The sequence below is a fragment of the Sedimentibacter sp. B4 genome, from assembly GCF_000309315.1.
GTDB classification, from domain to species: Bacteria; Bacillota; Clostridia; order Tissierellales; family Sedimentibacteraceae; genus Sedimentibacter; species Sedimentibacter saalensis.
Genome location: NZ_CANG01000043.1, coordinates 21,564 through 47,081 on the forward strand (window position 1 = coordinate 21,564; position 25,518 = coordinate 47,081).

Annotated in this window: 22 protein-coding genes and 1 pseudogene; 3 read left to right on the forward strand and 20 right to left on the reverse strand. The window is 35.8% G+C overall.

Annotated elements, in window-relative coordinates; genetic code table 11:
• The first annotated feature begins 338 nt into the window (after positions 1-338).
• A complete protein-coding gene (locus tag BN358_RS08795; RefSeq protein WP_040582254.1) occupies positions 339-869 on the forward strand; it encodes a PAS domain S-box protein in 531 nt (176 codons plus the stop codon).
• Positions 870-892: 23 nt separating this feature from the next.
• Complete coding sequence (locus BN358_RS08800; RefSeq protein WP_368730806.1) at positions 893-2,176, forward strand: HD domain-containing phosphohydrolase; 1,284 nt, start codon at positions 893-895, stop codon at positions 2,174-2,176.
• Positions 2,177-2,357: 181 nt separating this feature from the next.
• Here the strand turns inward: BN358_RS08800 and BN358_RS08805 are convergent, their stop codons facing one another.
• The 16 genes and pseudogenes from BN358_RS08805 to BN358_RS08875 form a co-directional block, all read right to left on the reverse strand.
• Positions 2,358-3,818 (reverse strand): Na+/H+ antiporter NhaC family protein, encoded by a 1,461-nt coding sequence (locus BN358_RS08805; protein WP_019228874.1) that lies wholly within the window; start codon positions 3,816-3,818, stop codon positions 2,358-2,360.
• A gap of 299 nt (positions 3,819-4,117) precedes the next feature.
• A complete protein-coding gene (locus BN358_RS08810; protein ID WP_019228875.1) occupies positions 4,118-5,119 on the reverse strand; it encodes a lipoate--protein ligase in 1,002 nt (333 codons plus the stop codon).
• Positions 5,094-6,800, reverse strand: coding sequence for a dihydrolipoyl dehydrogenase (lpdA, locus tag BN358_RS08815; protein WP_019228876.1), 1,707 nt, complete (start codon positions 6,798-6,800; stop codon positions 5,094-5,096). Before lpdA ends, BN358_RS08810 begins: the two co-directional genes overlap by 26 nt.
• Before the next feature lie 47 nt (positions 6,801-6,847).
• On the reverse strand, positions 6,848-7,201 hold the full coding sequence (locus BN358_RS08820; protein ID WP_019228877.1) for a carboxymuconolactone decarboxylase family protein: 354 nt from the start codon (positions 7,199-7,201) through the stop codon (positions 6,848-6,850).
• 160 nt (positions 7,202-7,361) lie between these two features.
• Positions 7,362-7,790, reverse strand: coding sequence for a MarR family winged helix-turn-helix transcriptional regulator (locus BN358_RS08825; protein ID WP_019228878.1), 429 nt, complete (start codon positions 7,788-7,790; stop codon positions 7,362-7,364).
• Positions 7,791-7,917: 127 nt separating this feature from the next.
• A complete protein-coding gene (locus tag BN358_RS08830; RefSeq protein ID WP_019228879.1) occupies positions 7,918-9,111 on the reverse strand; it encodes a DHH family phosphoesterase in 1,194 nt (397 codons plus the stop codon).
• The gene (locus tag BN358_RS08835; protein WP_040582258.1) at positions 9,068-9,601 is read right to left on the reverse strand and encodes a DHH family phosphoesterase; all 534 of its coding nucleotides are present in this window, start codon (positions 9,599-9,601) and stop codon (positions 9,068-9,070) included. Before BN358_RS08835 ends, BN358_RS08830 begins: the two co-directional genes overlap by 44 nt.
• Before the next feature lie 209 nt (positions 9,602-9,810).
• Positions 9,811-11,175: a sodium:alanine symporter family protein gene (locus BN358_RS08840; protein ID WP_019228880.1), complete on the reverse strand. Its 1,365-nt coding sequence runs from the start codon at positions 11,173-11,175 to the stop codon at positions 9,811-9,813.
• A gap of 174 nt (positions 11,176-11,349) precedes the next feature.
• On the reverse strand, positions 11,350-12,723 hold the full coding sequence (locus tag BN358_RS08845) for a sigma-54 dependent transcriptional regulator (protein WP_019228881.1): 1,374 nt from the start codon (positions 12,721-12,723) through the stop codon (positions 11,350-11,352).
• A 1-nt stretch (position 12,724) separates the two neighbouring features.
• A complete protein-coding gene (locus BN358_RS08850; RefSeq protein WP_019228882.1) occupies positions 12,725-14,710 on the reverse strand; it encodes a transporter substrate-binding domain-containing protein in 1,986 nt (661 codons plus the stop codon).
• A 131-nt stretch (positions 14,711-14,841) separates the two neighbouring features.
• Entirely contained in the window at positions 14,842-15,639 is a 798-nt protein-coding gene (locus BN358_RS08855; RefSeq protein ID WP_019228883.1) for a putative hydro-lyase, read from the reverse strand.
• Positions 15,640-15,688: 49 nt separating this feature from the next.
• Entirely contained in the window at positions 15,689-16,732 is a 1,044-nt protein-coding gene (locus BN358_RS08860; protein ID WP_019228884.1) for a biotin-dependent carboxyltransferase family protein, read from the reverse strand.
• A pseudogene (gene pxpB, locus BN358_RS08865) lies at positions 16,719-17,475 on the reverse strand (5-oxoprolinase subunit PxpB). The gene BN358_RS08860 and the pseudogene pxpB overlap by 14 nt, the downstream one beginning before the upstream one ends.
• 14 nt (positions 17,476-17,489) lie before the next feature.
• A complete protein-coding gene (locus BN358_RS08870; RefSeq protein WP_019228886.1) occupies positions 17,490-18,263 on the reverse strand; it encodes a LamB/YcsF family protein in 774 nt (257 codons plus the stop codon).
• 47 nt (positions 18,264-18,310) lie between these two features.
• Positions 18,311-18,469, reverse strand: coding sequence for a DUF4392 domain-containing protein (locus BN358_RS28310; protein ID WP_198018353.1), 159 nt, complete (start codon positions 18,467-18,469; stop codon positions 18,311-18,313).
• Complete coding sequence (locus BN358_RS08875) at positions 18,417-19,220, reverse strand: DUF4392 domain-containing protein (protein ID WP_040582260.1); 804 nt, start codon at positions 19,218-19,220, stop codon at positions 18,417-18,419. Before BN358_RS08875 ends, BN358_RS28310 begins: the two co-directional genes overlap by 53 nt.
• A gap of 161 nt (positions 19,221-19,381) precedes the next feature.
• On the opposite strand from BN358_RS08875, the gene BN358_RS08880 reads away from it, so the two are divergent.
• Positions 19,382-20,245 (forward strand): LysR family transcriptional regulator, encoded by an 864-nt coding sequence (locus BN358_RS08880; protein ID WP_019228887.1) that lies wholly within the window; start codon positions 19,382-19,384, stop codon positions 20,243-20,245.
• A 1-nt stretch (position 20,246) separates the two neighbouring features.
• On the opposite strand, the gene helD is transcribed toward BN358_RS08880, so the two are convergent.
• The 4 genes from helD to BN358_RS08900 all read right to left on the reverse strand — a co-directional run bounded on the left by helD (position 20,247) and on the right by BN358_RS08900 (position 25,421).
• Complete coding sequence (gene helD / locus BN358_RS08885) at positions 20,247-22,535, reverse strand: RNA polymerase recycling motor HelD (protein ID WP_019228888.1); 2,289 nt, start codon at positions 22,533-22,535, stop codon at positions 20,247-20,249.
• A 123-nt stretch (positions 22,536-22,658) separates the two neighbouring features.
• On the reverse strand, positions 22,659-22,985 hold the full coding sequence (locus BN358_RS08890; RefSeq protein ID WP_040582264.1) for a PadR family transcriptional regulator: 327 nt from the start codon (positions 22,983-22,985) through the stop codon (positions 22,659-22,661).
• Between the two features lie 227 nt (positions 22,986-23,212).
• The gene (locus BN358_RS08895) at positions 23,213-24,187 is read right to left on the reverse strand and encodes a dipeptidase (RefSeq protein ID WP_019228890.1); all 975 of its coding nucleotides are present in this window, start codon (positions 24,185-24,187) and stop codon (positions 23,213-23,215) included.
• A 22-nt stretch (positions 24,188-24,209) separates the two neighbouring features.
• Positions 24,210-25,421: a DUF819 domain-containing protein gene (locus tag BN358_RS08900; RefSeq protein WP_019228891.1), complete on the reverse strand. Its 1,212-nt coding sequence runs from the start codon at positions 25,419-25,421 to the stop codon at positions 24,210-24,212.
• Positions 25,422-25,518: the final 97 nt, after the last annotated feature.

A 25,518-nucleotide genomic window follows, 5' to 3' on the forward strand; every position in this document is an offset into this window, starting at 1 on the left:
AGATTGTAACATTATTTTGCTTCTTTTAAAAGAAAAAGTTTGCGAATATTGTCAAAAATCAACAAATTAATTGCAAAATCTATTGATACAATTGACAATCTAACAATATATAAGAAATATGATGCAGAACTCATACTTAATAAATATCGTATTCTGACGATAATAGTTTATGTAGCTAAATAATAAATTTACATAGGTGACAATATGGCAGAATCATCATTTGTATATACCATACATTCTTATGTCCCATTGTTTTTCATATTTATAATAGTATTATTTTTTTCTATATTAATTAAAAAAATATAAAATTAAGAAGTGACAAAATAAAATTTGATGAAATGAAACGGCAGTTGGAAGAAAGCGAACTGCTTTTCAGAACAATACTTGAACAAGCACCATTAGGCATAAGTATAGGCGATTCAGACGAATTTGCCAAAGAATTTTCTCCAAAATTTCAGCCTTTCAATAAGACGTATGAGAACATTTTGGGCAGAACAAAGGAAGAGTTGGCAGGCATTGATTGGAAAAGCATAACTCACCCTGATGACATAGAATATGATATGAGTCAATTAAAAAGGTTGTTGGCACATGAAATAGACAATTATTCAATGGAAAAAAGATATATTAAACCCGACGGATCATATACATGGGTTAACATGGTCATAGCAAGGCTGGATTTGGGCAATAATGCTCAAACCCGAATGTGCATTGTTCAGGATATAACTAACAAAAAAATGGCCGAAGAGTCATTAAGAGAAAGCGAAAGAAGCAAGGCCGTCCTGCTTTCTCATCTGCCAGGAACAGCATATCGCTGCCTCCCTGACAAATTAAGAACTATGCAGTTTTTGCAGATGGATGTTTTAAGTTAACAGGTTATTATCCAGAAGAATTCATAAACAACAAAACACTTTCCTACAGTGATATAATAGCTCCTGAGCATAGATGTATTGTATGGAAGGAATGGGAAAGAGTACAGACATTAAAAACACCTTTCAGATATGAATATGAAATTGTTTCTGCTTCCGGAGAATGCAAGTGGGTATCAGAAATCGGTCAGAGCATTTATAATGAAGACGGTAAAATTGAGGCTTTAGAAGGTATCATATTTGATATTACAGATAGAAAAGACAGGGAAGAACAAGTCAAGTATTTAAGCGAACATGATTTTTTAACAGACTTATACAACAGGAAATTTTTCGATGATGAGAAAAATCGACTGGACAACATGAATGAATGCCTTCCAGTAACTATCATGATAGTAAATATCAACGGAATGCGCCTTATAAACGATGCGTTTGGATATGATGAAGGTGATCAGGTTATTAAGGAAGCAGCTAAGATAATAGAGAGCTGCTGCAGGAAAAATGACATCATAGCTAGGACTGCAGGTGACGAATTCAGCATTATTATGAAAAACACCAGCAATTATGAAGGTGCCTATGTACAGCGTGAACTGCAAAATTGCTGTGAAGCGCACAACAAAAAAATAAGAGACCGAGCCTTTGATATAAGTATTTCATGTGGCATAAGCACTAAAGAAAATGCAAATGAAAGTATAGACAAAGCTCTTAAAGATGCAAGCGATGTAATGCACAACAGAAAGCTTCTCAACAGCAAAAGTTCTCACAGTGCAATTTTATCTTCAATAATGGCTACAATGTATGAAAGAAGTCATGAAACTGAGGAACATGCCAAAAGAATTGCGTTTATTTCAAGAAAAATCGGGAGTAATATGGGGCTTCCTCCTAATGTACTCGATGAGCTGGAACTTTTTTCAATGCTTCATGATATCGGAAAAATAGGAATTGACGATAGAATCTTAAATAAGCCCGGAAAGTTAAGCCATATTGAAAGCTCAATAATGAAAAAACATCCTGAAATTGGATATAGAATAGCAATGTCTTCTCCGGAGCTGGAACCTGTAGCTCAATATATTCTGTGTCATCATGAGAAATGGGATGGATCCGGCTACCCTAAAGGGCTAAAGGGAGAAAATATACCACTTCTTTCAAGAATACTGGCTGTCAGTGATGCATATGACGCCATGACTGAGAACCGCATATACAGAAAGGCAATGTCTGTTGATGAAGCTATGGCAGAAATCAAGAATAATTCCGGAACACAGTTCGATCCACATGTTGTAAAGGTTTTTATTGAAAATTACAATAACAATTAAAAAAATCATAAACATTAGCAGTAAACAACATCCACATAAAAAGGATAGAATTTTAAATTCTATCCTTTTTAATTATGTTATATTCTTTTATTACTTAATTTTTAGATTACTTAACATTATACTTAGATTCTATACTATTTATTAAAACAATACAATTTACTAATTGATAGATATTTCCCTCTTATGCCCTTTTTTTCAATCTAACATCAGGCTCAGACGGCAGTTTAAATAACGGAATAAATCTGTCCCAACCGGTCAATGTCAGCAGTAAAATTGATACTACGGCTGTTATTGCCATAAAATTATACCTTATTAAGTCAAATGAAACAAAGTTGTACAGTGGATATACTGCGTTGGCAATTCCAACATAGAATCCTATATAAACATGCCACGGAATCAACTGTGAACCGAAAACACCTAATGCATCTGAAAAAGTTGCGTTTCTCAACTTCAATTTATACATGTCTTCTTGACTTGCTTCTACATTTTCATCTGTCAAGTCCTTGATTATAGGTCCAATGGTTACTATCTGTGCCATTTCATCTGCTAATGCTGCATTTCCTACCAAAGACAAAATTCCATTGGCAAACATCAACTGTCTTACACTTTTTGCTGTTTTTGCAATAAAATCAGACAATGGCTTAAATGCATGCATCTTTGACATAATGCCTCCAAATGCACCAACCCACATCATCATAACAATAACCCATGATCCTGCATCTGCAAACCCAGTCATCATATTGTCCAGGAATTCATGAATAGAGGTAACTGTTCCTGCAAACAATCCGAATATCAATGATGAAATGAGCCCTACTCCCAGACATGCCAAAGTTGGCACACCCTTTATAGCAGTAATCAATACAAGTATTAATGGAACTATCATAAACATTGGCACTCCATTTTTAACCTGGCTCAGAAGTTCAACTGCCGAAGGTCTTTCAATTGCCAGTGCATCATATACTTCCTTAGGAATTTGGTTTATGGCATCTGCTGCATTGCCTACTTCACCAGGCATGCCCATACTTACCACTAAAAAACATACCGCAGCAAGAACAAGACAGCAAAGTGACCATGGGCCTTGACTTCTTACTCTGTCTACAACTTGTACACCTTGGATTCCTGAGCTTACAACAGTAGTATCAGAGATTAATCCTATATTGTCTCCAAAACAAGCTCCTCCTGCTATGGCACAAACTGTGATTACGGGGTTTCCTCCAACTATGTGGTTCAGCCATAAAAAAATCGGCGCACATGCTGCAAAAGTTCCCCAAGAAGTACCTGTTGCTACCGAAAGAATGGCTGCTATTATAAAGGATGTAACTGCAACTGTCTTTGCAGATATTCCTAGACCTAATGCCAAGTTGATTATAGCAGCACCTACTCCTGTTGACATAAATGATTCTGCCATAGCATAAGCCAGCATTAAAATGAAAAACACCAATTGCATTTCTTTTACATTGTTAACTGCGGAATCAACCAATTCACCAAATTTAACCTTTTCTGTAAGTGCAGCAATAATGGCCGCATAAACAACCGCAATCGGTGCAATTTGTAAAATGTCAAGTCCTAATGTACCCAAGTTGCTTGCTATCATAAGTCCAGCCATTAGAAACACTGGTGATAACTTTAAAAACGCTATCATAAAAATACCTTCCTCTTAAGTTTTGTTTAAAGTATAATGTCGTGTTAATAAATTAACAATGTAATTATAACATGTATAATCGGTTAATGCAAGCAATAAGGTTATTTTTTATATAAATTGTGTAACTAAAATGTAACCAAACATGATTAAATGTATATAAATCAAAGCATTATAACAATTTGTATAAAAAAACCTGCATTTATTTGCAGGTTTTTCATATGCATTAATAAAATATAGTAAAGCTAAAATGCTTCTATGACTTTCAATTGTCATGTGAAGGCTTATTTAGGTTGTTAAGTTTATATGTGTATTTTATCGCTAATGAAGCTACAGAGTCCTTGCTTGATTTTTCCACTTCTGATGTATTTTTCAATAACACAAAGTATGTCACTTCTTTTAAATTGTACACTAACAAGTGATTTTTCTAAGATTTTAAAGTCTTCAAGTTCAATGGAATCTGTAAATATTCTGCAATTTGTTATTTTTCCATCTGAAAGCTCTAAATTAATTTCAAAAATTCCCCAATCAAACTTATTCTCTAATACTAATGAAAAGTCAGGACTTTCTGAATAGTTCCACTCCCACGATTTATACTTTGCTACATACTTTGCTACATCTATTTCATTCTCATTTAGAGTGATTGGTTTAGTCTCTGTATTGTAAAACTCATTGAAACTTGTTATGAGAGCAGTTTTTAAACTTTCAATGGTCATTTGCGGACATATTTCTTTCAGGTTTAAAACTCTTGATAATACAGATTCAATCCCTTTTGAATTTAGTTTTAAAGGAGACACAGTTAAATATCTTGACAACTTATCTAAATTAACATCTACGAGCATGGTTCCATGATGACAGCTTTTGCCTTTGTCACTGATAAATGCATTACCAGAGAACTTTCGTTCATTCACAAGTAAATCATTCCTGCCATTAAATGCGCTTTTAATTCCAAATTTATCAATAGCATTTATAATCACTTTTAAATTATTTTCTACATCATAATTACTATCAGATGCTATGAACGTGAAATTTAGATTTCCAAGATCATGGTACACTGCACCACCACCTGACAATCTTCTTATGAGGCAGACATCATCTTCTTTAAGCTTCTTAACGTCACACTCTTTGTAGGGATTCTGATTCCTTCCAATTACAATGGTATTTTCATTTTGCCACAGAAACAATATTACTTCATCAGGCTCACTGCAATCCATCAGCCATTCTTCTATTGATAAATTGAATTTAGGGTCAAAGGATTCTGAGAGATATACTTTAAATTTATGCAAAATGTATTCCTCGGCCATCAATATTCAGCAATGCCTCATGAATGGACTCAGCTGTAGTAGGATGAGCGTATATAACGTGTGCAGCCTTATCAATAGTCAAACCTGAAGTTATTATGTTGCTGATTGTACTAAGCATGTCAGTAGCATGAACACCAACTATTGTTCCGCCTATGATTTTTCTTGTTTCCCTGTTCGCAATAAGTTTAACAAAGCCTTCTGTTTCTCCCATTGCTTGTGCCTTACCATTTGCCATTAATGGGAATTTACCTGTCATGTAATCAATGTTTTGAGTATCTGCATCTTTTTCATTTAATCCAACATGTGCAACTTCTGGCATTGTAAATATTGCACTTGGTATTAAATCATAGCACATTTCATTCTCAATTCCGTTTATATTATCTGCGGCTACAATTCCTTGATGGGAAGCTATATGAGCTAGCTGTATCTTATTTGTTATATCACCGATTGCATATACATTTGAATTGCTCGTTCTCATATGGGAATCAACCATTATGCCGTTGCGTCTTTCATTAAGCTCTACCCCTAGTATTTCTAAGTCTAAGGATTCAAGATTTGCCTTTCTTCCAACTGCCATGGCTACTTTTTCACTTATAAGATATTTTGATTCATTGTTTTCATTAATTTCAACAATTTTTGTTCCATCTAATGCAGATTTAATAGCTGATGCCTTAGCACTCTCATAGATATTGATTCCTTTTTCAATGGCAGATGTTCTAATTACTTCTGCTACATCCCCATCCATATTATTTAATATCTGTGGGAAGAATTCCACTACATTTACCTTAGTGCCTAAAGCATTATAGATAAAGGCAAACTCCATACCTATAACTCCCCCACCAATGATTGTAAGTGATGAAGGTACTTCTGTCATCTCCAACAAATCCTGGCTTGTAAGGATGTCTTCACTGTCTGCACCTTCAATTGGAAGAATAGCTGTCTTTGATCCTGTAGCTATGATTAATTTTTGGAATTTTATAGTGGCATCGATGGATTTGTTTTTCACAGTGAGAGTTTCTGAATCTTTCACCTCGGCTTTGCCACTTAAATATTCTATCTCATGAACATTCATCAGGTGCTCAATGCCTGAAACCAATGTATTGACTACCTCATTTTTTCTGTTCATTATCTTATCAAGAGAAAACTTTACTTCTCCTACTTCTATTCCGAAACTTTCAGAACGTCTTATTTTTTCTAAAGTCTCTACACTGCTTACCAGTGCTTTTGTAGGAATGCATCCATGGTTGAGACAAGTCCCGCCAAGTCTGTTTTCCTCAATTATAATTACTTTTTTTCCACCCTGGGCTGCTCTTATGGCAGCAACATAACCTCCAGGGCCTCCACCGACAATTGCTACATCGACTTCATAGCTTTTTTGTACAGGCTTTGCAAGACCAAAGGAATAGGTGGGCTTTGCCTTCACAGTTTCTGTTTCTTTAAACAATTCTCCTTCAACAGTTCCAACAACCTGACCCTTTTTTACTATATCGCCTTCGGTAATTGATAATTTTTCTAGTACACCCTTATATTGCGATGTATATTTAATTGTTCCTTTTCCGGACTCTATTGAAAATATTGTGTCCCCTGCATTTAAAGCATCTCCGGCTTTTTTATTTATTTTTCCGATTTTTCCGGACGTGTCGTGTCCGGAAAGTTTTTCTATTATTAAATCATATTTCATTTCTTAAGGCCTCCAATATAATTTCCAATAAAAGTGATTTTCCTTTTTTATTTGAAATCGCCTTCAAATTCTACAATACATTCATTAAGCAGTGTTACTGCATATGCCATAGATGGTCCACCGCCAAAAGCCACTGAAATCATAGCAGCTTCTAATATTTCTTCTTTTGTTGCACCTGCTTCAAAAGCTTTGTATGAGTGATAAACAATGCAATACTCGCATCTTGTGAAACAGCCGATTGCCACGCTCATCAATTCTTTTGTCTTAAGGTCAATGGACTTCGGTTCATAAGAAGCGCCTAGCAATCCCATAAATGCACCTACATTTTCAGGATTTGTTGTTGCAAGATTTTCAAGTCCACCCACGAATGAATTAAGTAATTCTCTAACATTATAAGCCATATTTTTTCTCCTCAATTTTATTTGTCCATGCAATGTTAAGCATAGCAATTATTAATGTTAAGTATAGCAAACAATTTGTTAAATTGCAAACAATTTTTTTACAAATTTATAAAAAAACTGCTTACCCTCATTTAATTGCGCTGGTAAGCAGTTTTAATAATTATTTTTTAGTATTTAAAATCATCTTTTGCAAAACTTTTTCATAAATTATAAGTTCGTTTTCATCAATTCCTGATACCAAATCTTCATTGAATTTAATACCTATAGGCATTAAATCAGAAATAAGTTTATCACCTGCATCAGAAAGTTGTATGTAAACAACCCTTCTATCGCTGTTATCTCGTTCTCTTTCAATCAAACCATCTCTCTCCAAGCGGTCAATAAGCCTGCCCGCACTTGAGTCCTGTACATTCATAAGATTAGAAAGCTCTCTTTGAGAAATTCGCTTGTTGGTTTTTACATAATATAGTGCAATCCACTGTATACGTGTTATACCTGAATTCTGCAGCCTGCGGCCGAAGGCTTCCGAGATCTGCTTTATTGCATTTTCAGTAATATGCCCCACACATTTATTTAAATTAAAAAACATATTGCCTCCTAAATAAACCTAAGTATTATAGTAATAACCCTAGAATCATATACCTTGGACAGTATATGCAAGTCATTATGCAAATCATTGTATCATTAAAATGAACAAAGTGCAATATTAAGTAAAATCAATAAGATACCTGATAATCCTTGCATGTGAACTGAAGGCTTGTAACGTTGTTGAATGTGTTTGTTTCAGGAAATCCCAGTATTGTCAGTTTGTTTGGTTCACCAATTCTCTTGTATTCTTCAGCTTCATTCCACATAAGAACATTTAGCATCTTTCCCCTGAATTTTATATGCTGCTTTTCTTTTCCCATGTAAAATGGCTGCCCTGTAATTTCAAAATTGTCCAGAACAATATTTGGTTTTGGAAATCCCTCTCCATAGGGCTCAAGCATCTTAAGCTCCGTGCATATGTCATCATACACGTTATCCGGATCCAACACATAATCTACCTGATATGTCTTGACGAAGTTTTCTTCAGTGAGATTTTCTTCGCCTAAAGCAACAATTGTCTCTGCAAATTCTGATAAATTTGCTTTTTCAATTGTAAGACCTGCTGCCTTGGCATGTCCTCCATGACCTACAGTAAGATGGCTTATTTTGTCAAGCTCTTCTTTCAGGTTAAATCCGTCGATGCTTCTTCCTGAACCCTTTAGCAATCCTTCCTCGCTGTCAGTGAACACTATTGTTGGCCTGTTGTATTTTTCCTTGAGCCTTCCTGCTATGAGACCTATTATTCCTTCATGGAAGCTCTTGTCATATACAACCAGCACATTTTTAAGCACATCATTTTCCACAATTTTTTCTGCAGTGCTGTATTGCTGTTCAGTCATAGACTTTCGCGTCTCATTTACTTTTTTTAAGAAATTTATATACTCTATGATTTGTTGTTTGTTGTTTATAAGAAACAAGTCTATTGCCTTGTCAGTTTTGCCCACTATTCTTCCAATGGCATTTATCATGGGCACATAAATGAATCCCATGACAAAATGAGAATTGACCTCTGTCTTAACATCGCATATTTCCTTGAACATTTTAAATACAGGACTTGGATTGTTGTTTATTATAGTTAATCCTTTTTGAACTATAATCCTGTTTTCGCCCACCAATGGAACAACATCTCCCACTGTTGCCAGCGCCACAATGTCCATGTGCCAATACACTTTATTTATATTAACATTGAGTTTCTTGTATACAAGAAGCATTAGTTTGAACAAAACCCCAGCTCCGCACAATCCCTTGAACGGATATGTGTCGTCCTTCTGCTTAGGATCAATTACAGCATCCGCCGCCGGTAATTTTTTCTCCAGGCTCATGGTGATCTGTAATCACAACAGTGAGTCCTTTTTCCTTTGCATAATCAATTGCTTCGTTGGCTGCAATTCCATTGTCGCACGTTAATATAAGACTGGTGTTTGGAAACTGCTTTAATATGCAGTCCACTCCATTTTTGTTGATTCCGTATCCGTCAATAAACCTGTCATTGACATAATAATTAACATCTGCTCCAAGCTTTTTCAATGTGATCATTCCAAAAGCAGTAGAACATACACCATCACAATCGTAATCACCGACTATTGTAATTCCTTCATTGTTTTTTATAGCTGAAATTATCAAATCAGCACCCTTGTCTGCATTCTTCATGAGGGATGTATCCAAAAGCGAATTTATGTCGCAGTTTAAAAATTCTTCCATTTCTTCTTTTGTTGTGTATCCGCGATTACTAAGTATTGCTTGTACAACTTCCGGTATTTCTTTTATATTAAGTTTCTTTTCCACCTTAGGATAAATCCATCTGTTTTTCAATTGAATTCCTCTATTCATCAATAATAAATAATTTCAAATACAATTATATCCTCTGAGGACATAATTGTCAAAATCATACCTGTATTTTGACATATTCATTATTAATGTACTTTATGCTCTTTCCCAGGATACTAATTTATGTATTTACTTATATAATACAAAAAAGCAGATTGTTCAAAACAGTCTGCTTTTGACTCATAATATTATTTTTAGTTACCTGTATTCTCGGATTTATTTTTACTAAAAAAGTCCTTCTTTAAATTTACAACAGTTCCGCTCAGGAATATCAAGCCTATAAGATTTGGTATTGCCATTAGGCCATTGGCCGTGTCAGCAAGTGCCCAAACAAATTCCAAACCTCCGATTGAACCAACCACAATGAATATAACCCACAATATTCTCATAGGTTTTATACATTTAGGTCCAAACAGGTATTCTCCAGCCCTTTCACAATAATAATTTACTGAAATGAGGCATGAGTATCCAAACAATATCGCTGAAAAAAGCACTATATAGCTTCCAATGTTTCCCGGTAATGTCTTGTTGAAAGCTCTCATTGTAAGTGCGACACCTGAAACACCTGTTGTCCATTCACCTGATACCACAATTGCTATTGCAGTAATTGTACAAATGATTATAGTGTCTATAAAAACTTCAGCTACACCCCAGATTGCTTGTTCAATAGGATGGTTAACTTGAGCACTACTATGAATAATAGGTGAACTTCCCATACCTGCTTCATTGGAGAATAATCCTCTAGCAAAGCCCATTTTTACAATCTGGCCAATTGCTGCTCCTGCAAACCCTCCTGTTGCAGCAATTGGTTTAAATGCACTAGTAAATATTAGCGCTATAGCGCCTGGTACTTCTGTAGCGTTAAGAATCAATATTGAAATGCCTGTCAGTATGTAAAGGCCACCCATAAATGGTGTAAGGAACTCACATACTTGCCCCATTCTTTTTATACCCCCAAGAATTACCACTGCTGTGAGGGCCGAAAGAATTACTCCTGTTATTATAGGTTTGACACCCCATTGTTCCTGAACAGAAAGCGCTATAGAATTTGTATCAACAACAGCTCCCATTATAAAATAAGTTATGATAACCATAATGCAGAAAAAGTATGACAAGAATTTATTATGAAGTCCTTTATCTAGATAATACATTGCACCGCCGGCAATTGAGCCATCTTCCTTTTTTTCTCGATACTTAATACCAAGGGCAATTTCTGAAAACTTCGATGCCATTCCAAAGAATGCAGAAACCCACATCCAGAATACTGCTCCAGGTCCGCCTATGGCTATGGCAGTGGCCACGCCTGCAATATTTCCCGTTCCTACAACAGCAGCAATAGCTGTAAGTCCTGCCTGCCCGGAGGTAATATCACCATCTACACCACTTGTCTTTTTGAACATCTTCCCAACTGTATTTCTCATTATAAATCTGAAATTGAAAATCTGCGGCAACCCAAGTCTAAAACTTAGAAAAATACCAGTGCCCACCAAAAGGGCAATCATGTATGGTCCCCATACAATACTGTTCACCAAGTCATTAATTTGTACAATCTTTTCCATAAGTATTCCTCCTTCATCATTTGCTCAATAATATAGCAACAATTATGCCATATTCATAAAGTATGATGAAGAAAGGTAAACTTGCTCAAAAACAGGTTATATTTGAAAGGAATAATTAGGACTTCTTCTTACATACTTTTTCATATGTAAAGATTATTTCACAAACTGTGAAGTTTATTTCACATATTGCTCTGACATGCCGTATTCTTCCAACTTGTTGTAAAGCTGCCTCCTGCTTATTTCAAGTATACGTGCAGCTTCGCTCAAATTGTTGCCACATCTTGACAGAACAAGTTTTATGTACTTAATTTCATAAGTTTGTCTGATTTCTCTTAAGGGTTTTAAAACGACTACACTTCCCATTTCTGGATTTTCCTGAACAGATACTTTTATCGAAGGCATGTCTCTTTTTCTCAGTATACCATTATCACTTAACACAACAAGCCTTTCTATTATGTTTTTTAGTTCTCTTATGTTTCCTGGATAATCATAGCTTATGAGCATTTCCAGAAGCCCGTCTTCCATTTTGTTTATCTTTTTCTTCATCTCGTTTTGATACTTATCCATAAAGAAATTAATTAAAATAGGAAGATCTTCTTTCCTTTCCTTTAGTGTTGGCACTTCTACAGTTATTGTGTTAATTCTGTATAACAAGTCCTCTCTGAATCTACCTTCCCTTATTTCCTTATCCAGATTCCTGTTTGTAGCACTAATTAACCTTAAATTTACACCAATACTTTTGTTGCTTCCTATTCTCTCGATTGCTTTATTTTCAATTACTCTTAAAAGTTTGACCTGAGTATTAAGCGGAAGTTCTCCTATTTCATCCATGAATAATGTCCCCATGTCAGCCTCTTCAAACCTTCCAATCCTCTTTTCAAAAGCTCCGGTAAATGATCCTTTCTCGTGACCAAACAGTTCCGATTCCAGCACTCCATCAGAAAAAACCTGACAATTTACTGCAACAAAACTTTCTTCCTTTCGACTGCTGCATTGGTGTATATATTTAGCAATAACTTCCTTGCCAGTTCCCGATTCACCTAAAATTAGTATGTTTGCATTGCTTTCTGCAGCTTTTTTTGAGATTCTCAATACTTCCTTAAACTTCGGACTGTGTGTTTCAAGCAGATAATTAAAGCTCATGAGACTGCTTTTTATGGTTTTATTATCATTTTCAAGCTCCTTTATTTTTAAAAGCTTGTCTATTTCTTTTAGGAGAATCTGAGGATCCTGGCCCTTAATAAAATATCCGAATGCTCCAAGCTTCATTGCAATTACAGCATTTTCTACGGTACTGAAGGCAGTTACCAAAATAACTTCACAGTTATAATTCTTTTCTTTTATTTTTTTCAAAAGTTCGGTACCATCCATGCCTTCCATCTTCAAATCAGTAATCACAAGGTCATAACATTCCTTTTCAAGAAAGCTTAACCCTTCCTCTCCAGATGAAGCAAGTGAAACTTCAAATCCCCTGAATTCAAGCATGAGCTTGTATACATTTCTGAATTCTTCTTCATCATCTACCACCAATATTTTAAAATCATACATTTTAGCATGTCTCCTTTAGCAATGGAAATTTCATCCTGAAAGTTGTTCCTTGACAAGGCTGACTATTAACATGAATTTCTCCGCCTATTTTCTGAACTTCATTATATACTATGTACAATCCAAGGCCTGTACCTTGTCCAACCTTCTTGGTTGTGAAAAACGGGTTAAATATTCGTTCAAGATTTTCTTTGCTTATGCCCGTACCGGTATCCTTGAAATCAATCATCAAATATTCATTTTCCGCGCTGCAGTCTATGAAAATTTTTCCTCCATCATCCATGGCGTCAATTGAATTGGATAACAAGTTTAAAATAATATGATTCAGAGACCCTGTCTTTGTCAGGAACTTTATGCCGTCACTGCAGTTTACTTTCACTTCAATTTTCTTCCTTAAGCTGAGCTTGTTTTCTAAGGCAACTATATTTAAAATTTCTTCCTTCAGATTTATGACTTCTGATTTATTGTTTTCCATATGGGAAAAATTAAGCAAGTTGTCGACTATTTTACCAACTCTTTGAACAGATGATTCAATAACGTCTATAGCATCTTCTGCAACCTTATTTTGGTCGAAAACATATGTTTTAAGTATGTAGCAATAATTTTGAATAAGACCAAGAGGATTTCTTATTTCATGAGCAACTCCTGCAGACAACTGACCAAGAGCGATCATCTTATTTTGCTGTAAAATCTGCTGTTGACTTATTTTACTGTCTGTTATGTCTTCTATTACTATTAGGTACTTATAGTCATAATGCTCTATTTCAGAAATTGAAAACATATAGTAACGCCCGCCGAACATAAATTCATTATCATTATTAAAATTATTTATATCTATATGGCTTAAAATTGGAATTTCTCTGTAATCTATTCCTTCAACTTTTTTGTTTTCTTCTTTCATGAAGCGGCAGAAAGATCTATTTGTGTTAACTATCAATCCTTTTTCATCCACACAAACCAGAAAGCTTGATAATGCGTCAACAGTCATCTGAAGGTTGTTCCTGCTTCTGTTTAAATCATCTGTTCTTTTTTTTACCTCATTTTTTAAAGTGTAGCTCCACAAAGCCATACCCATGAAAAAAATAACTAATGTTGAAATAAGAACAGTGAAAAACATCATTAGGTTGTCCGGAACTCTGTATTTTAAAATCGGCTCAGAAATTCCAAACCATTTTTGATGTATTTTTTCAACGGAATTTGTTTTTTTCAAAGTCAATATTCCCTTATTTAATATGTTTACCAGCTGAATGTCATTCTTGTTTACGCCAATGCACACCTCACGATCGTACAATGCAGCATCAAGAATCTTAACCTTGTCATCTATGCCTATTTCTTCTGCAAAATGCATGAGTACAGGCTCATCCCCAACAACTGCATCAACCTTGCCTTCTTTAAATTGCTTCACCGAATCAAACAAGTCAGATGTTTCTACTATTTTTACACCCTCAATATTTTTTCTTATATATTCAACTGCATAATCACCGGCAGGGACTGCCACCGTATAGCCTTTCAAATCATTTGCATTTATAAATTCATCTGTATTTCTGGTCATAGCTATAGCACGCATACTGTAGATAGGCTCTGAAAACGCAAAATATTTCTTGCGTTCTTCACTTGGAAAAATGTCACACATATCAGCTTCTTCAGATATTACGCTGCCTAAAACATTTTCCCAAACCTGTGGAACAAACTCTATATCAACGCCAAGTTCAATTGACAATGCGCTAGCATAATCCAGTACCAAACCCTTGTACTGCCCATTAGCATTGTCAATGTAGGCAAAAGGTGGAGCGTTCTTATCTGATGAAAAATAAATAGTACCCTTTTCAGAAAGGTACTCAGCTTCTTCGTCGGTAACCGGAATTGAATAATGAATATATTCATAAAGGCTTAAGCCATATGTATTGTCAATATACATGCTTGCTGCAAAAAAAAGAGTTAAAGCTGTAAAAATAGGTATAAATAAGAATAACTTCCTGTTTTCTGACATAGCAAATCCTTTCTGAGAATAATAAACCTATTATAACATTATTTTACAGTTTTTAACAGGTATAAAACTCAAGTTATAGCCTGCAATGTTAAATACATACACTATTGTCTTTTTTGTAATATTTAGTATTTCTAACCAAACAATCTTTCTTCTATTTCCGAATTGAGAATATCAGTTATAAACATGTGTCCCGGAGCATGTGTTATTACAATTTCAGGCTTTGCATTTTCAATTGCAGCCTGTGGTGTAACACCGCAGGCCCAAAACACAGGCACTTCTCCTGCCTTTATTTCTACTTTATCGCCGTAATCAGGTTTATTAATATCTTTTATTCCTATTTCTTCGGGATTTCCTGAATGTATGGGGGCTCCGTGCACATGGGGGAACTTTTCTGTTATCTCATATGCTTTTTTTATGTCCTCAGACTTTATGGGTCTCATGCTTACTACATATGGACCGCTGAATATTCCTGATGTTTTGCACTGTATATTTGTTTTATACATGGGGACATTGCAGCCCATTGTTATGTGTCTTACTTCAATTCCTTCCCGCATCAATGCTTCCTCAAATGAAAAACTGCATCCTATGAGGAAACAAACAAAATCATCACTCCAATATTTTTCTGCATTATAACATTCATCTGTTTTCACACCGTCTTTGTATATGAAATACTTGGGTATGTCGGTGATAATATTTGCATTATGAGCTGTCTTGATGGTAATAAAACTACCTAGTTCAGTGATTTCAAGTATTGGGCATGGTTTAGGATTATATTCTGCAAACAATTTAAAATCATCAGCATATTTTTGCGGAAGTATAACAAGATTTGCCTGGGCATATCCGCCGCACATGCCTGCTGTGGGTGTTGTGATCATTTCATTTCTCATTAATTTTCTTATTTCTTTTGGATGCAAGTCATGATAATTCATTTACTCATTCCCCTTCAACAAAATTGTTATCCATGTTTCCCTTGATTTTTTAGAGTTCTTCTACTTTTACTGCATATGATTTTCCGTTTACTCTTACATTGTAACTTTTGATGTTATTCACTTTTATTTCTTCTGCTATATTTTTGTTCTTAGCAGATAATTGCTTTTTAACTTCATCAATTTTATTTTCTAAATCCTTCAAAAGCATGTGAGCTTCTTCAATGGTTGATTTTTTAAAGACTATAACATCTCCCGGCTTTGCCTGTGCTAGTTTAGGAAGATCTGCAGTTATGACATTGGCTATTTTTGTGTACCCGCCTGTTGTTTGTCGGTCAGCCATCATTATTATGGGAGTTCCGCTGCTTGGCACCTGTATGGCCCCCATGGAAATACCATCTGATATTATGTCTGCTCCATCTCTGTGCTCTATTTTTTCTCCTGTCAATGTGTACCCCATTCTGTCGCAATTATTAGTCACACGAAATTTACTGTTAAAAAAAGTCTCAACTCCATTTTCTGTAAAAGCATCATCCTGAGGTCCTAACACAACTCTCAATTCCACAATTTCACTGCCATAGTCATAGAAATTTCCTGCTATTTCTCTTCCTGATACACTCATGGGGGCTATTCCTGTCTTTAATATGTCTCCAGCTCTCAAGGCTCTTCCTTCATATCCGCCTATCTGAGCTTTCAGGAAAGTTGATTTGCTGCCCATTACAACAGGAACATCAATTCCGCCTGCAAAGGCTATGTAACTTCTTAACCCTGTTTTCATCCCTTTAAATGAAAGAAAATCACCTTTCTTTACTGCAATGCTTGTGTTTAATTCTAATGATTTTCCATTTATTGCAGGCTGCAGGTCTCCTCCGGTTATGGCTATGACAGCAGCATCTAAAAACTCAATTTTAGGTCCTATCATTGTTGCTTCAAGCAAGCCTTCATTTTCATCATTTCCCACCAATATGTTGGCTAATTTTGCAGCAACATGATCCATGGCTCCCGAAACAGACACCCCGTATTGCTGGTAGGAATACCTTCCTAAGTCCTGAACGGTTGTCATAAACCCTGCATCAACAACTTTAAACTGTCCCATGTCCATCCCCTCCGTTCTCTTTAGGATACGTAATGCATTTATAAGTTCCATTATCCAATTGCTGCTTGATTTTTTCATATTCTAGTTCGTTTATTTTCTTAAATTTTATATAGTTTCCTGATTTGAGCAATATTGGATTTTCTCTGAGAGGATCAAATAATTTTATGGGAGTACTTCCTATGAGCTGCCACCCACCGGGGCTTGATACAGGATAAATTCCTGTTTGTTCTCCGGCTATTCCTACGGAACCTCCAGGTATTCTGGTCCTTGGTGTTTGAAGCCTTGGGGCAGCAATTCTATTGTCCATTCCTCCCAAGTATGGAAAGCCTGGAGTGAACCCAAGCATGAAGATTAGATATTCCCTGGATGTATGTATTTCAACAACTTCTTCAACTGTTATGTTGTTGTATCTTGCTACATTTTCTATGTCCGGTCCCCAGTCGCCTCCATACAATGTAGGTATCTCAATTACCTCAGGTGCGGGAAGCTTGATGTTGCTTAAATTTTCTTCAATCTTTTTCAATATGTTTACAAGTTTATAAAAATCAGTCTCTAAAGGATTGTAATGTATCATCAAAGAACGGTACGTTGGCACCAGCTCCATAATTCCATGGACTTTATTAATTTCAATTGCAGATGCCATGGCTCTTATTTTTTTGTTTGCTTTCTTCAGAAATGCTGTTTCCAAACTCAATGTTTACAGCACTGTCACCTGAAAATAGATATTTTGCTTTGTCGTACATGATTTCCTCACATCTTATAATTTTATGAAACTTCCCATGGGAACAACTTCAACACCTTCTGCTTGAAGAGCTCGTTTTATTTTTTCAACAAATTCTACTGCCCTTGGGTTGTCCCCATGTACACATATTGTATCTGCCTGAATATCAATGTCTTCACCGGTAATTGCAGTTACTTTTCCTTCCTTTACCATTCTTAAAACTCTTAGTATGGCCTCGTCTTCATCATGAATCATGGCACCTTCTTTTTTTCTTGATACCAATGTTCCGTCTTTATTGTATGCTCTGTCTGCAAACACTTCATTTGCAACCTTTAGATTTGCCTTTTTGCCTGCTTTTATCATTTCACTGTTTGCAAGACCTACAAGAATTAAATCTTTATCCGTTTCATAAATTGCCTGTACAATGGCTTCAGACAGTCCAGCATCCTTTGCTGCCATGTTGTAAAATGCTCCGTGAACCTTCACATGCTGCAGACTAACGCCCTTGCTCCTGGCAAATGCCCACAATGCTCCAATTTGATATTTGATGTAGCATTTTGCTTCTTCTGCAGTTATTTTCATCTCTCTTCTGCCAAAACCCATCAAATCGGGAAATCCAGGATGAGCTCCGATTGCAGCATTTTCACTGACAGCCATTTCTACAGTCTTGTCCATTGTCAAGGGATCTCCTGCATGAAATCCGCATGCAATATTAGCCGAAGAAATGTGTTTAAGCACTTCTTCATCCATACCCAGCTTATAATCTCCGAAACTTTCACCGATGTCACTGTTTAAATCTACTTTGTACATTTATACCTCCAAATCAACCTTATTAATTAAAATTATTTTCCAGACGTTTAATATGATGCTGACAGTCTATATTTGATTGAATTTTCTGCTGTTGTTTTTAACTTAATAAAAATATTTAAGTTTTCTTCATAAGACAATCCATCTACTGTTGTTTCATTTTTCTTGCTGCAGCCGTCTACTGCACCTGCTTTTACAATTTTCTCCAATACGTCCTGGTATGTTTTTTCGTCCATACATGATTATTTTGTTGTTAGTAATGCAAAGACCTGCACAGATTGCAAAAGCACCCCAATTAGAAACCCCTGCTACAATGAGGCTATCAGTCTCAACCTGTGCACATATGATGTTTCCCTTAAACACATGCTTTTTAACAACATCACTGACTTTTCCCATGCCCACTTCATTGCCACCATCACCCACTGCTGATGTTCTTATATTATGTTGTTTCGCTTTAATGAACAGCAGGTCTGTATTTGGACAAAATTCAGTTATATCTTCTCCCATCATTGAATAGCATCTGTTCTCAATGTTTCTGCCCGGCCGTTCAATTGCAATTATATGATCCGGTTCATACTCATTAATAATTTGTTCTGCTTGCTGGTCTTCCATGTTCTCTTTAAAAATATGTATGCTTGCTTCAAGATTTAATAATTCAACACCTATTTTTAGAAACTTCTCTGAATACTTATCAGTTACAATTACAACTTTCTTACCCAATCTTTCAAGTCCATAGGCTAGAGCCAATGCACCAGGCGGTCCATCTGTCTCACCAACTCCTGCTGATTTTATAACAAAGCCTGTTACAATTACCACTGTTTGACTTAAGTTGAGAGATTTCACACAAGATTCGATCTGCCCCGTAAGATTAACTTTATCCAATCCTCTCTTGTCAAGATTCCTGGAAATGAGTTTTTCAAATTCATTAAATTTAACATAAAAGTTACTTCTAATATACATCAAATTCACCTTTTTTCAAACATTTTTGTAATGCTGGTATTTTTCATAAATTAAATGTTAACGCTTGTATGTTTTTGTTTCATTGTAGCAGAAAATGATATATAATAAAAATATCTAAAAACTATTTGATATATTATTAATTTATTATAAATGGAGGAACAGTGGACAACAGACAACTTTCATATTTTCTTGCAATAGTTGAAGAAGGAAATATTACAAAGGCAGCACAAAAGCTTCACCTGGCACAGCCTTACTTAAGTCAAATGCTCAAATTGCTTGAAGAAGAACTAGGTGTAGTTTTGATAGACAGGACCACCCGAAAATTCAAAATAACAGAAGCCGGCCAGCTCTTAAGCTACAGGGCAAAACAAATTCTAGATTTGTCAGAGGCAACACAAAAAGAAATGAAAGATTTCAACAAAGGAATAAAGGGTGTGCTTTCATTGGGCTGTCTTTCTATAGCCATAGAAACAGTCCTTACGGAAAAAATTTTCTCTTTTCATAATCAATATCCGGGCATAGACTTTGAAATAAGGCAGCAGACCACTGATGAAATTTTGGAGCTTTTAAAGAGGGGGCTTGTAGAAATAGGGGTAATACGAGCACCTTTTAATTCAGAAGATTATGAATCCATATGTCTTCCAATGGAAAAAATGGTGGCAGTATCATGCAATGAAATTAACGAAAAAAAAAGCGGCAGTAGGTTGTCCCTGGAAGAACTATCCCAAAAGCCGCTGATGGTGCACAGGAGATTTGAAAAAGACATTGTGAACATGTTCCGTGAAAAAGGATTAAAGCCAAGAATCCTGTGTAAAATTGAAGATACAAGGCCCCTTCTGCTTCTTGCAGAACAGGGAATGGGAGTTTCAATTGTACCAAGAGACTGGACTAATCTTATTTCAAATTCAAATTTAAAAAGCTATGAAGTACCGGATATACACATAGACACCGGATTAGTGGTTGTATGGCTTAAAAATCATTACTTGACCCTGGCAGCCAGACACTTTCTGGAATGCTTCCGGTAAATTATAAATCAGCAAGATTTTCCAGAAGTCTGTTGTTCCCTTTTTTAAAATAAATGTGAAGTCTGTGCTGGGCCCTCGTCATGGCTACATAAAGAAGCTTAAGGTCCAGTTCTTCTTCCTGGTACACGTCATCTATATTTATAATTATAACTGCATCAAATTCAAGTCCTTTGGAAAGATATGAGGGCATGATTACAATTGTGTTGTCATACTCTTCTTCTTTGCCTTCAATAAGCTTAATATTAATCTCTTTTTTCAGTTCTTTGTGTATCTTTTTACATTCTTCAGGAGTTTTTCCAATGAGTGCAATTGATTTGTAGCCCTCAGCCATAAGTTCAGACACCATTTTTTGTGTTGCAGCAATCACTTCTTTTTTTGTTTCAAAGACTGATGCTTCAGGAACATCTCCGTGCCTTACAACCGGCTTTGCCAGAATAAGCTCATCATTTGGTATGAGTTTTATGACTTCATTGGCAAGGTCCATAATTTCAATTGTTGTTCTGTAGCTTTGTTCAAGTTTCAGAAAACGGCTGCTGTCAGGTTCAAATATTTTTTCAAGAACCATTTTCCAGTCCTTTATGCTTCTGTAAGAGTGTATTCCCTGTGACAAATCTCCAAGAATTGTGAAAAAGTCAGTGTTGAATATTTTTTTCAGCACATAAAACTGAAATAGGCTGAAATCCTGCGCCTCATCTATTACAACATACTTGATATTTACAGAATTTTCAAAGCCCATTATTCTGTGTTTAAGGTACAATAAAGGAGCAAGGTCTTCAAGTTCCACCATATTCATTTGAAGAATTTTTTTTGAATAATTGCTCACAACAGATGCAAATTCACTGCTAAGCTTGCCGTGGCTCAGTGCAATTAATTTTTCTTCGCTTGTTATGATTTCAATGTAGTAGTGGAACAAATCTTTTTTCACAAATTGACTCATATAATTTTTTACGGCAGTCTTTGTGTTTTTCTTTATTTTTTCCAGGGCTGCATCCCTTATGTTCAACAAGTCAACTATCACAAGCCTTCGTTCTTCGCTGTCAGGTTCATTTTTTCTTATGGTTTCAATCTTCTTGTCATAGGATAGCTTCACTTCATCATAAATTCTTGATTTTTCCTTATCAAGGCGAAATCTCAGGTGCTTTTCAATTTGCTCAAACCTATTATAAAGAGGAAGGTGGTTGTAATCCCGAAGCAGTGCATTTTTCACTTCCTTTACGCTCATGAGAGTACAGCCTTCAAGCTTGAAATCTTCCTCTGGGACGTAGCCTAATTCAATTTCCTTCACATATCTTGCAATGATGTTCTTGAATGCAAGAGAACCCTTGAAAGCTGAAACTTTAATTGATTCAGAATTTTGTGAGTCCACATGATTTGTATTGATGATGGAAACAAGCTTTTCTTCGGAATCTGTTAGTTTGTACTTGTTTCCAATGAGTTCAAAGGCATAATCAGCATATGTGGTCTGTTTTACATTGTCAGCTCCAAGCTCCGGCAAAACTCCTGAAATATAGTTCAAGAACAATCTGTTTGGAGCTATAATCATGAACTCTTCAGGATAAAATGATTTTTCATATGTATATATGAGATAAGCTATGCGATGAAGGGCTATGGTTGTTTTTCCGCTTCCTGCAACCCCTTGGACTATCAGGGGTTTGTTTATGTCTGATCTTATTATGGCGTTTTGTTCTGCCTGAATTGTTGAAACTATGTCCTTAAGGCGATTGTCTTTGTTTTCTCCAAGTGAAGCCTGTAAAAAAGTATCTGTGGCAGTGATGTCCACATCCATTATGTTTTTAAGCTGTTTGTTTTCTATTTCGTACTGTCTTTTTAAAAGAAGCTCACCAGACATTTCTTCTCCCAAATCATTCAGGTATGTAACATGTCCGAGCCTTCCGTCGTAATAAACGCTGGCAAGAGGTGAACGCCAGTCCAGTATCATGGGAACTTCCCAGTCAGGCCTGAGCAGCGATAACTTGCCTATATAAAATTTTTCTGTTAAGTTTCTTCCCTCTTCCTGAAAGTCAATACGTGCAAAATACGGTTTGTCCTTTGCCTTGACAAATCTTTCGAAGTTTCTTTCCAGCTCATCCAACAGTCTTGTGTGCAGCATTATGGACATGTAGCTGTGGCTTGAATCTGTGGGATCAAGGTTTGAATATGCGTCCTTTATTTCAGCCTTGTACAAATCCTTGTTCTTTTCCGATGAACCTATGTTGTTTTCAATATAATCAACAGTTTCTTCAAGTCTTTTTTGTTCTATTTCATAATCAGGATGATCTCTAAGTGTCATATATCCTCCTTCACCGGCATTTGTCGGCCGTTTTATATAATAACTTAAATAACACACATGGTCAAGGAGAAACATGGCGGCAAAAGGAAAAAGGAACCTGCATAGCACAAGTTCCTTGTATCGTTACAACAATTGTTCGAGAATAGTTTTTACACATTCCCAGTTTTTCTTATTTTCGAAATAGGTCAGTCTACCTTTTTCCGTTATGGTGTAGTACTTCCTTCTTCCGCCCAGGGATTCATCACCCCAGTAGGAGATTATGCAGCCTTCATTTTCCAATCTTTTAAGGCTTGAATACATTGTGGCTCCCTTAGGTTCATATTCAACCGCAGAACTTGAATTAATCAATCTGGTTATTTCATAACCATATTTGTCACCATTCATAAGCTGCTTAAGAATCATAGTGTCAGAATGTCCTCTCAGCAAATCAGAGGAAATTTTATTGTTCATGCTTCCCCACCCATATAATATTTTCACTTTATCTCCCCTAATAATAAAGTTCACATTTATTATACACCTGTATTTTCAATCTGTAAACGTTAATCCCAATCATAACACAGGCAATATTATCCATTTATTTCCGATTGTATTATCAGCAATTGATTAATAAAAAACTTGCAGGAAAATAAAGCTTAAATATAATGAAATTTTTCATACTGGTTACCAGTATGAATAGTTTATTTCAAAACTCTGTCCATGAGACCAAGAAAGTTTTTATAGCTTATTTTTTCTATATCTTCCTTGGAAAATCCTCTTTCTTCAAGTTTTACAAGCATGTTGTTGCCTTTGGTTATGTTCTCAAGACCTATTGTTCCTTTGTAAGCATCACTTGTAAAGCTGTTTGTAGTATCTCCTTCTAAATAGTCAAAGAAGTCAAAACCAAGAGCCACACAGTCAATTCCAATGAGTTCAACAACATGCTCCAGGTGATTAATTAAAAAATCAACTGTCATGTTTTCAGGTTCAAAACTTATAAACTCATTGAATGAGTTCATGCCTATGAGACCTTTCTTTTCACCTATTGCTTTTATTTGATTGTCTGTAAGATTTCTCGGCACATCACATAATACCCTAGCATTTGAATGAGAGGCCATGAAAGGTGCGTCTGTTTCATTGCATATATCCCAGAAAGTTTTTTCGTTAGCATGGGATACATCAAGCATAATTCCAAGATCATTTATTATTTTTACTGCTTCTTTTCCTTTTCGGGTAAGCCCTCTGTCATGATTACCCTTCACACCTGTTGCTAAATCGTTTTGTTCATTCCATGTGAGGGTTGCATGTCTGAAGCCCAGCTGATACAAGGTGTACAAGTCATCCACTTCTTCGCCTATACAGCTTAGTCCTTCCAACCCCAGCATTACAGCCAGTTTATCTTCTTTCATTGCCGTATAAAAATCATCTGTGTTAAGCATAATCTTTAAAAAATCTCTGCTTTCCCACAGCTCACAGCTCATTGATTTTATGCTTTCAACAATTCTTTCCCTTGGTCTTTTATCATTAGGAGGATCTGCCCATATGACAAATATTCCTCCTGCCATTCCTCCTGTTTTAAATCTTTCAAGATGATCGTTTCTTATGACGTTTTTTCTTCCCAATCCCCTTTTAATTGTAACATCTGTCCAAATATCACCATGTATGTCCAGAAACATATTTCCCCCTATGAAAACTAATTTACATTAATTGAAACAGGTTACCCATAAATATTCCAAGATAGTTTCCTATTACATATCCAAAAATTCCAGCCAGTACAATAGGACCTATGAGTTTATTCCAGCCTTTGGCTATGGCCATGGCAGCTGCTGTTGTGGGTCCGCCTATGTTTGCATTTGAGCAAAGAAGAATTTCCTCCAGTGAAAAGTGAAATAATTTTCCGAATACGAAAGATACAATCATGTTAATAAGCACTATGACCCCAGTGAACACCAACAGCAGAGGTGCCTGTGAAATAATAACAGGTATTGAAGCAGGAACTCCTATTACCACAAGGAATATGTAAATCAAAAATGTTCCAAGTTCCTGAGCTCCGTGAATGCTATTTATGAATCCAGGAGCATATGTAGCCAGCAGCATTGTAAATGTTGTTATCAAAAGATATTTGTTGCCTAAAAAGCCATTAAACAAATTCAACACAAAATTGCCTTTTGGTATAACACCGGACAGGAATGACGAAAGTGCTGTAGAAATCCATACTACAACAAAAGCAATAGCAACTGCAAAAGATATGTCTTTTAAGGAAATGTCTTTTCTTCCCCAGTACTGGGCAGCAAGTGTTTCTCCTTCTTCTTTATTTGCATTTTCAGCTACGGCATCAATGTGGGGATGTTTGAACTTTCTCATAAAAAATCCAATTGAAGGAATTGCCAGAAGCACAAAGAAATATAATGCCATCAAAAGATTGTCTGCAACTGTAAGAGCCGATATCCACTCTTCTCCTGTTCCAAATGATTCAGCCATGGCAGCAAAGTTTACACCTCCGCCAATGTACGAACCGGTCATCATGGCTGCCATTTTGTATAAGTCCGGAATATAATTTTTCAGCAGCATAAATGATAATAAAACACCCGCAATTGTTCCTATGGAACTTAGCAAAAACATGATTAAAACCCTTCCGCTTTCCCTCCAGATTTTTTTGATGTTGGCATCAAATAATAAAAGAGGAATAGCAAGGGGCACAACATAACCCCACACTACATCGTATGTGGGAGCTGCTGTAGGAATAACATTGAAATTGGCTAAAAGCATGGCTGCCACCAAACCAATTATGGCACCGGTAATCTTTGAAGCCCAGGCATAAGTCTGTTCAAGGTAAATGCTCATTGCAGCAATGCCAATGAGAATAGACCACAACGCCCAAGTGTTGTCAGCACTTATTAAAGTATTCATAATAACCTCCTTCAGCTAATTCTTATTTTGTTCATTTTATTGAACATTTACTATATTATATTTAGATGATTTGAGTTTATTACTTATAGCAGACATT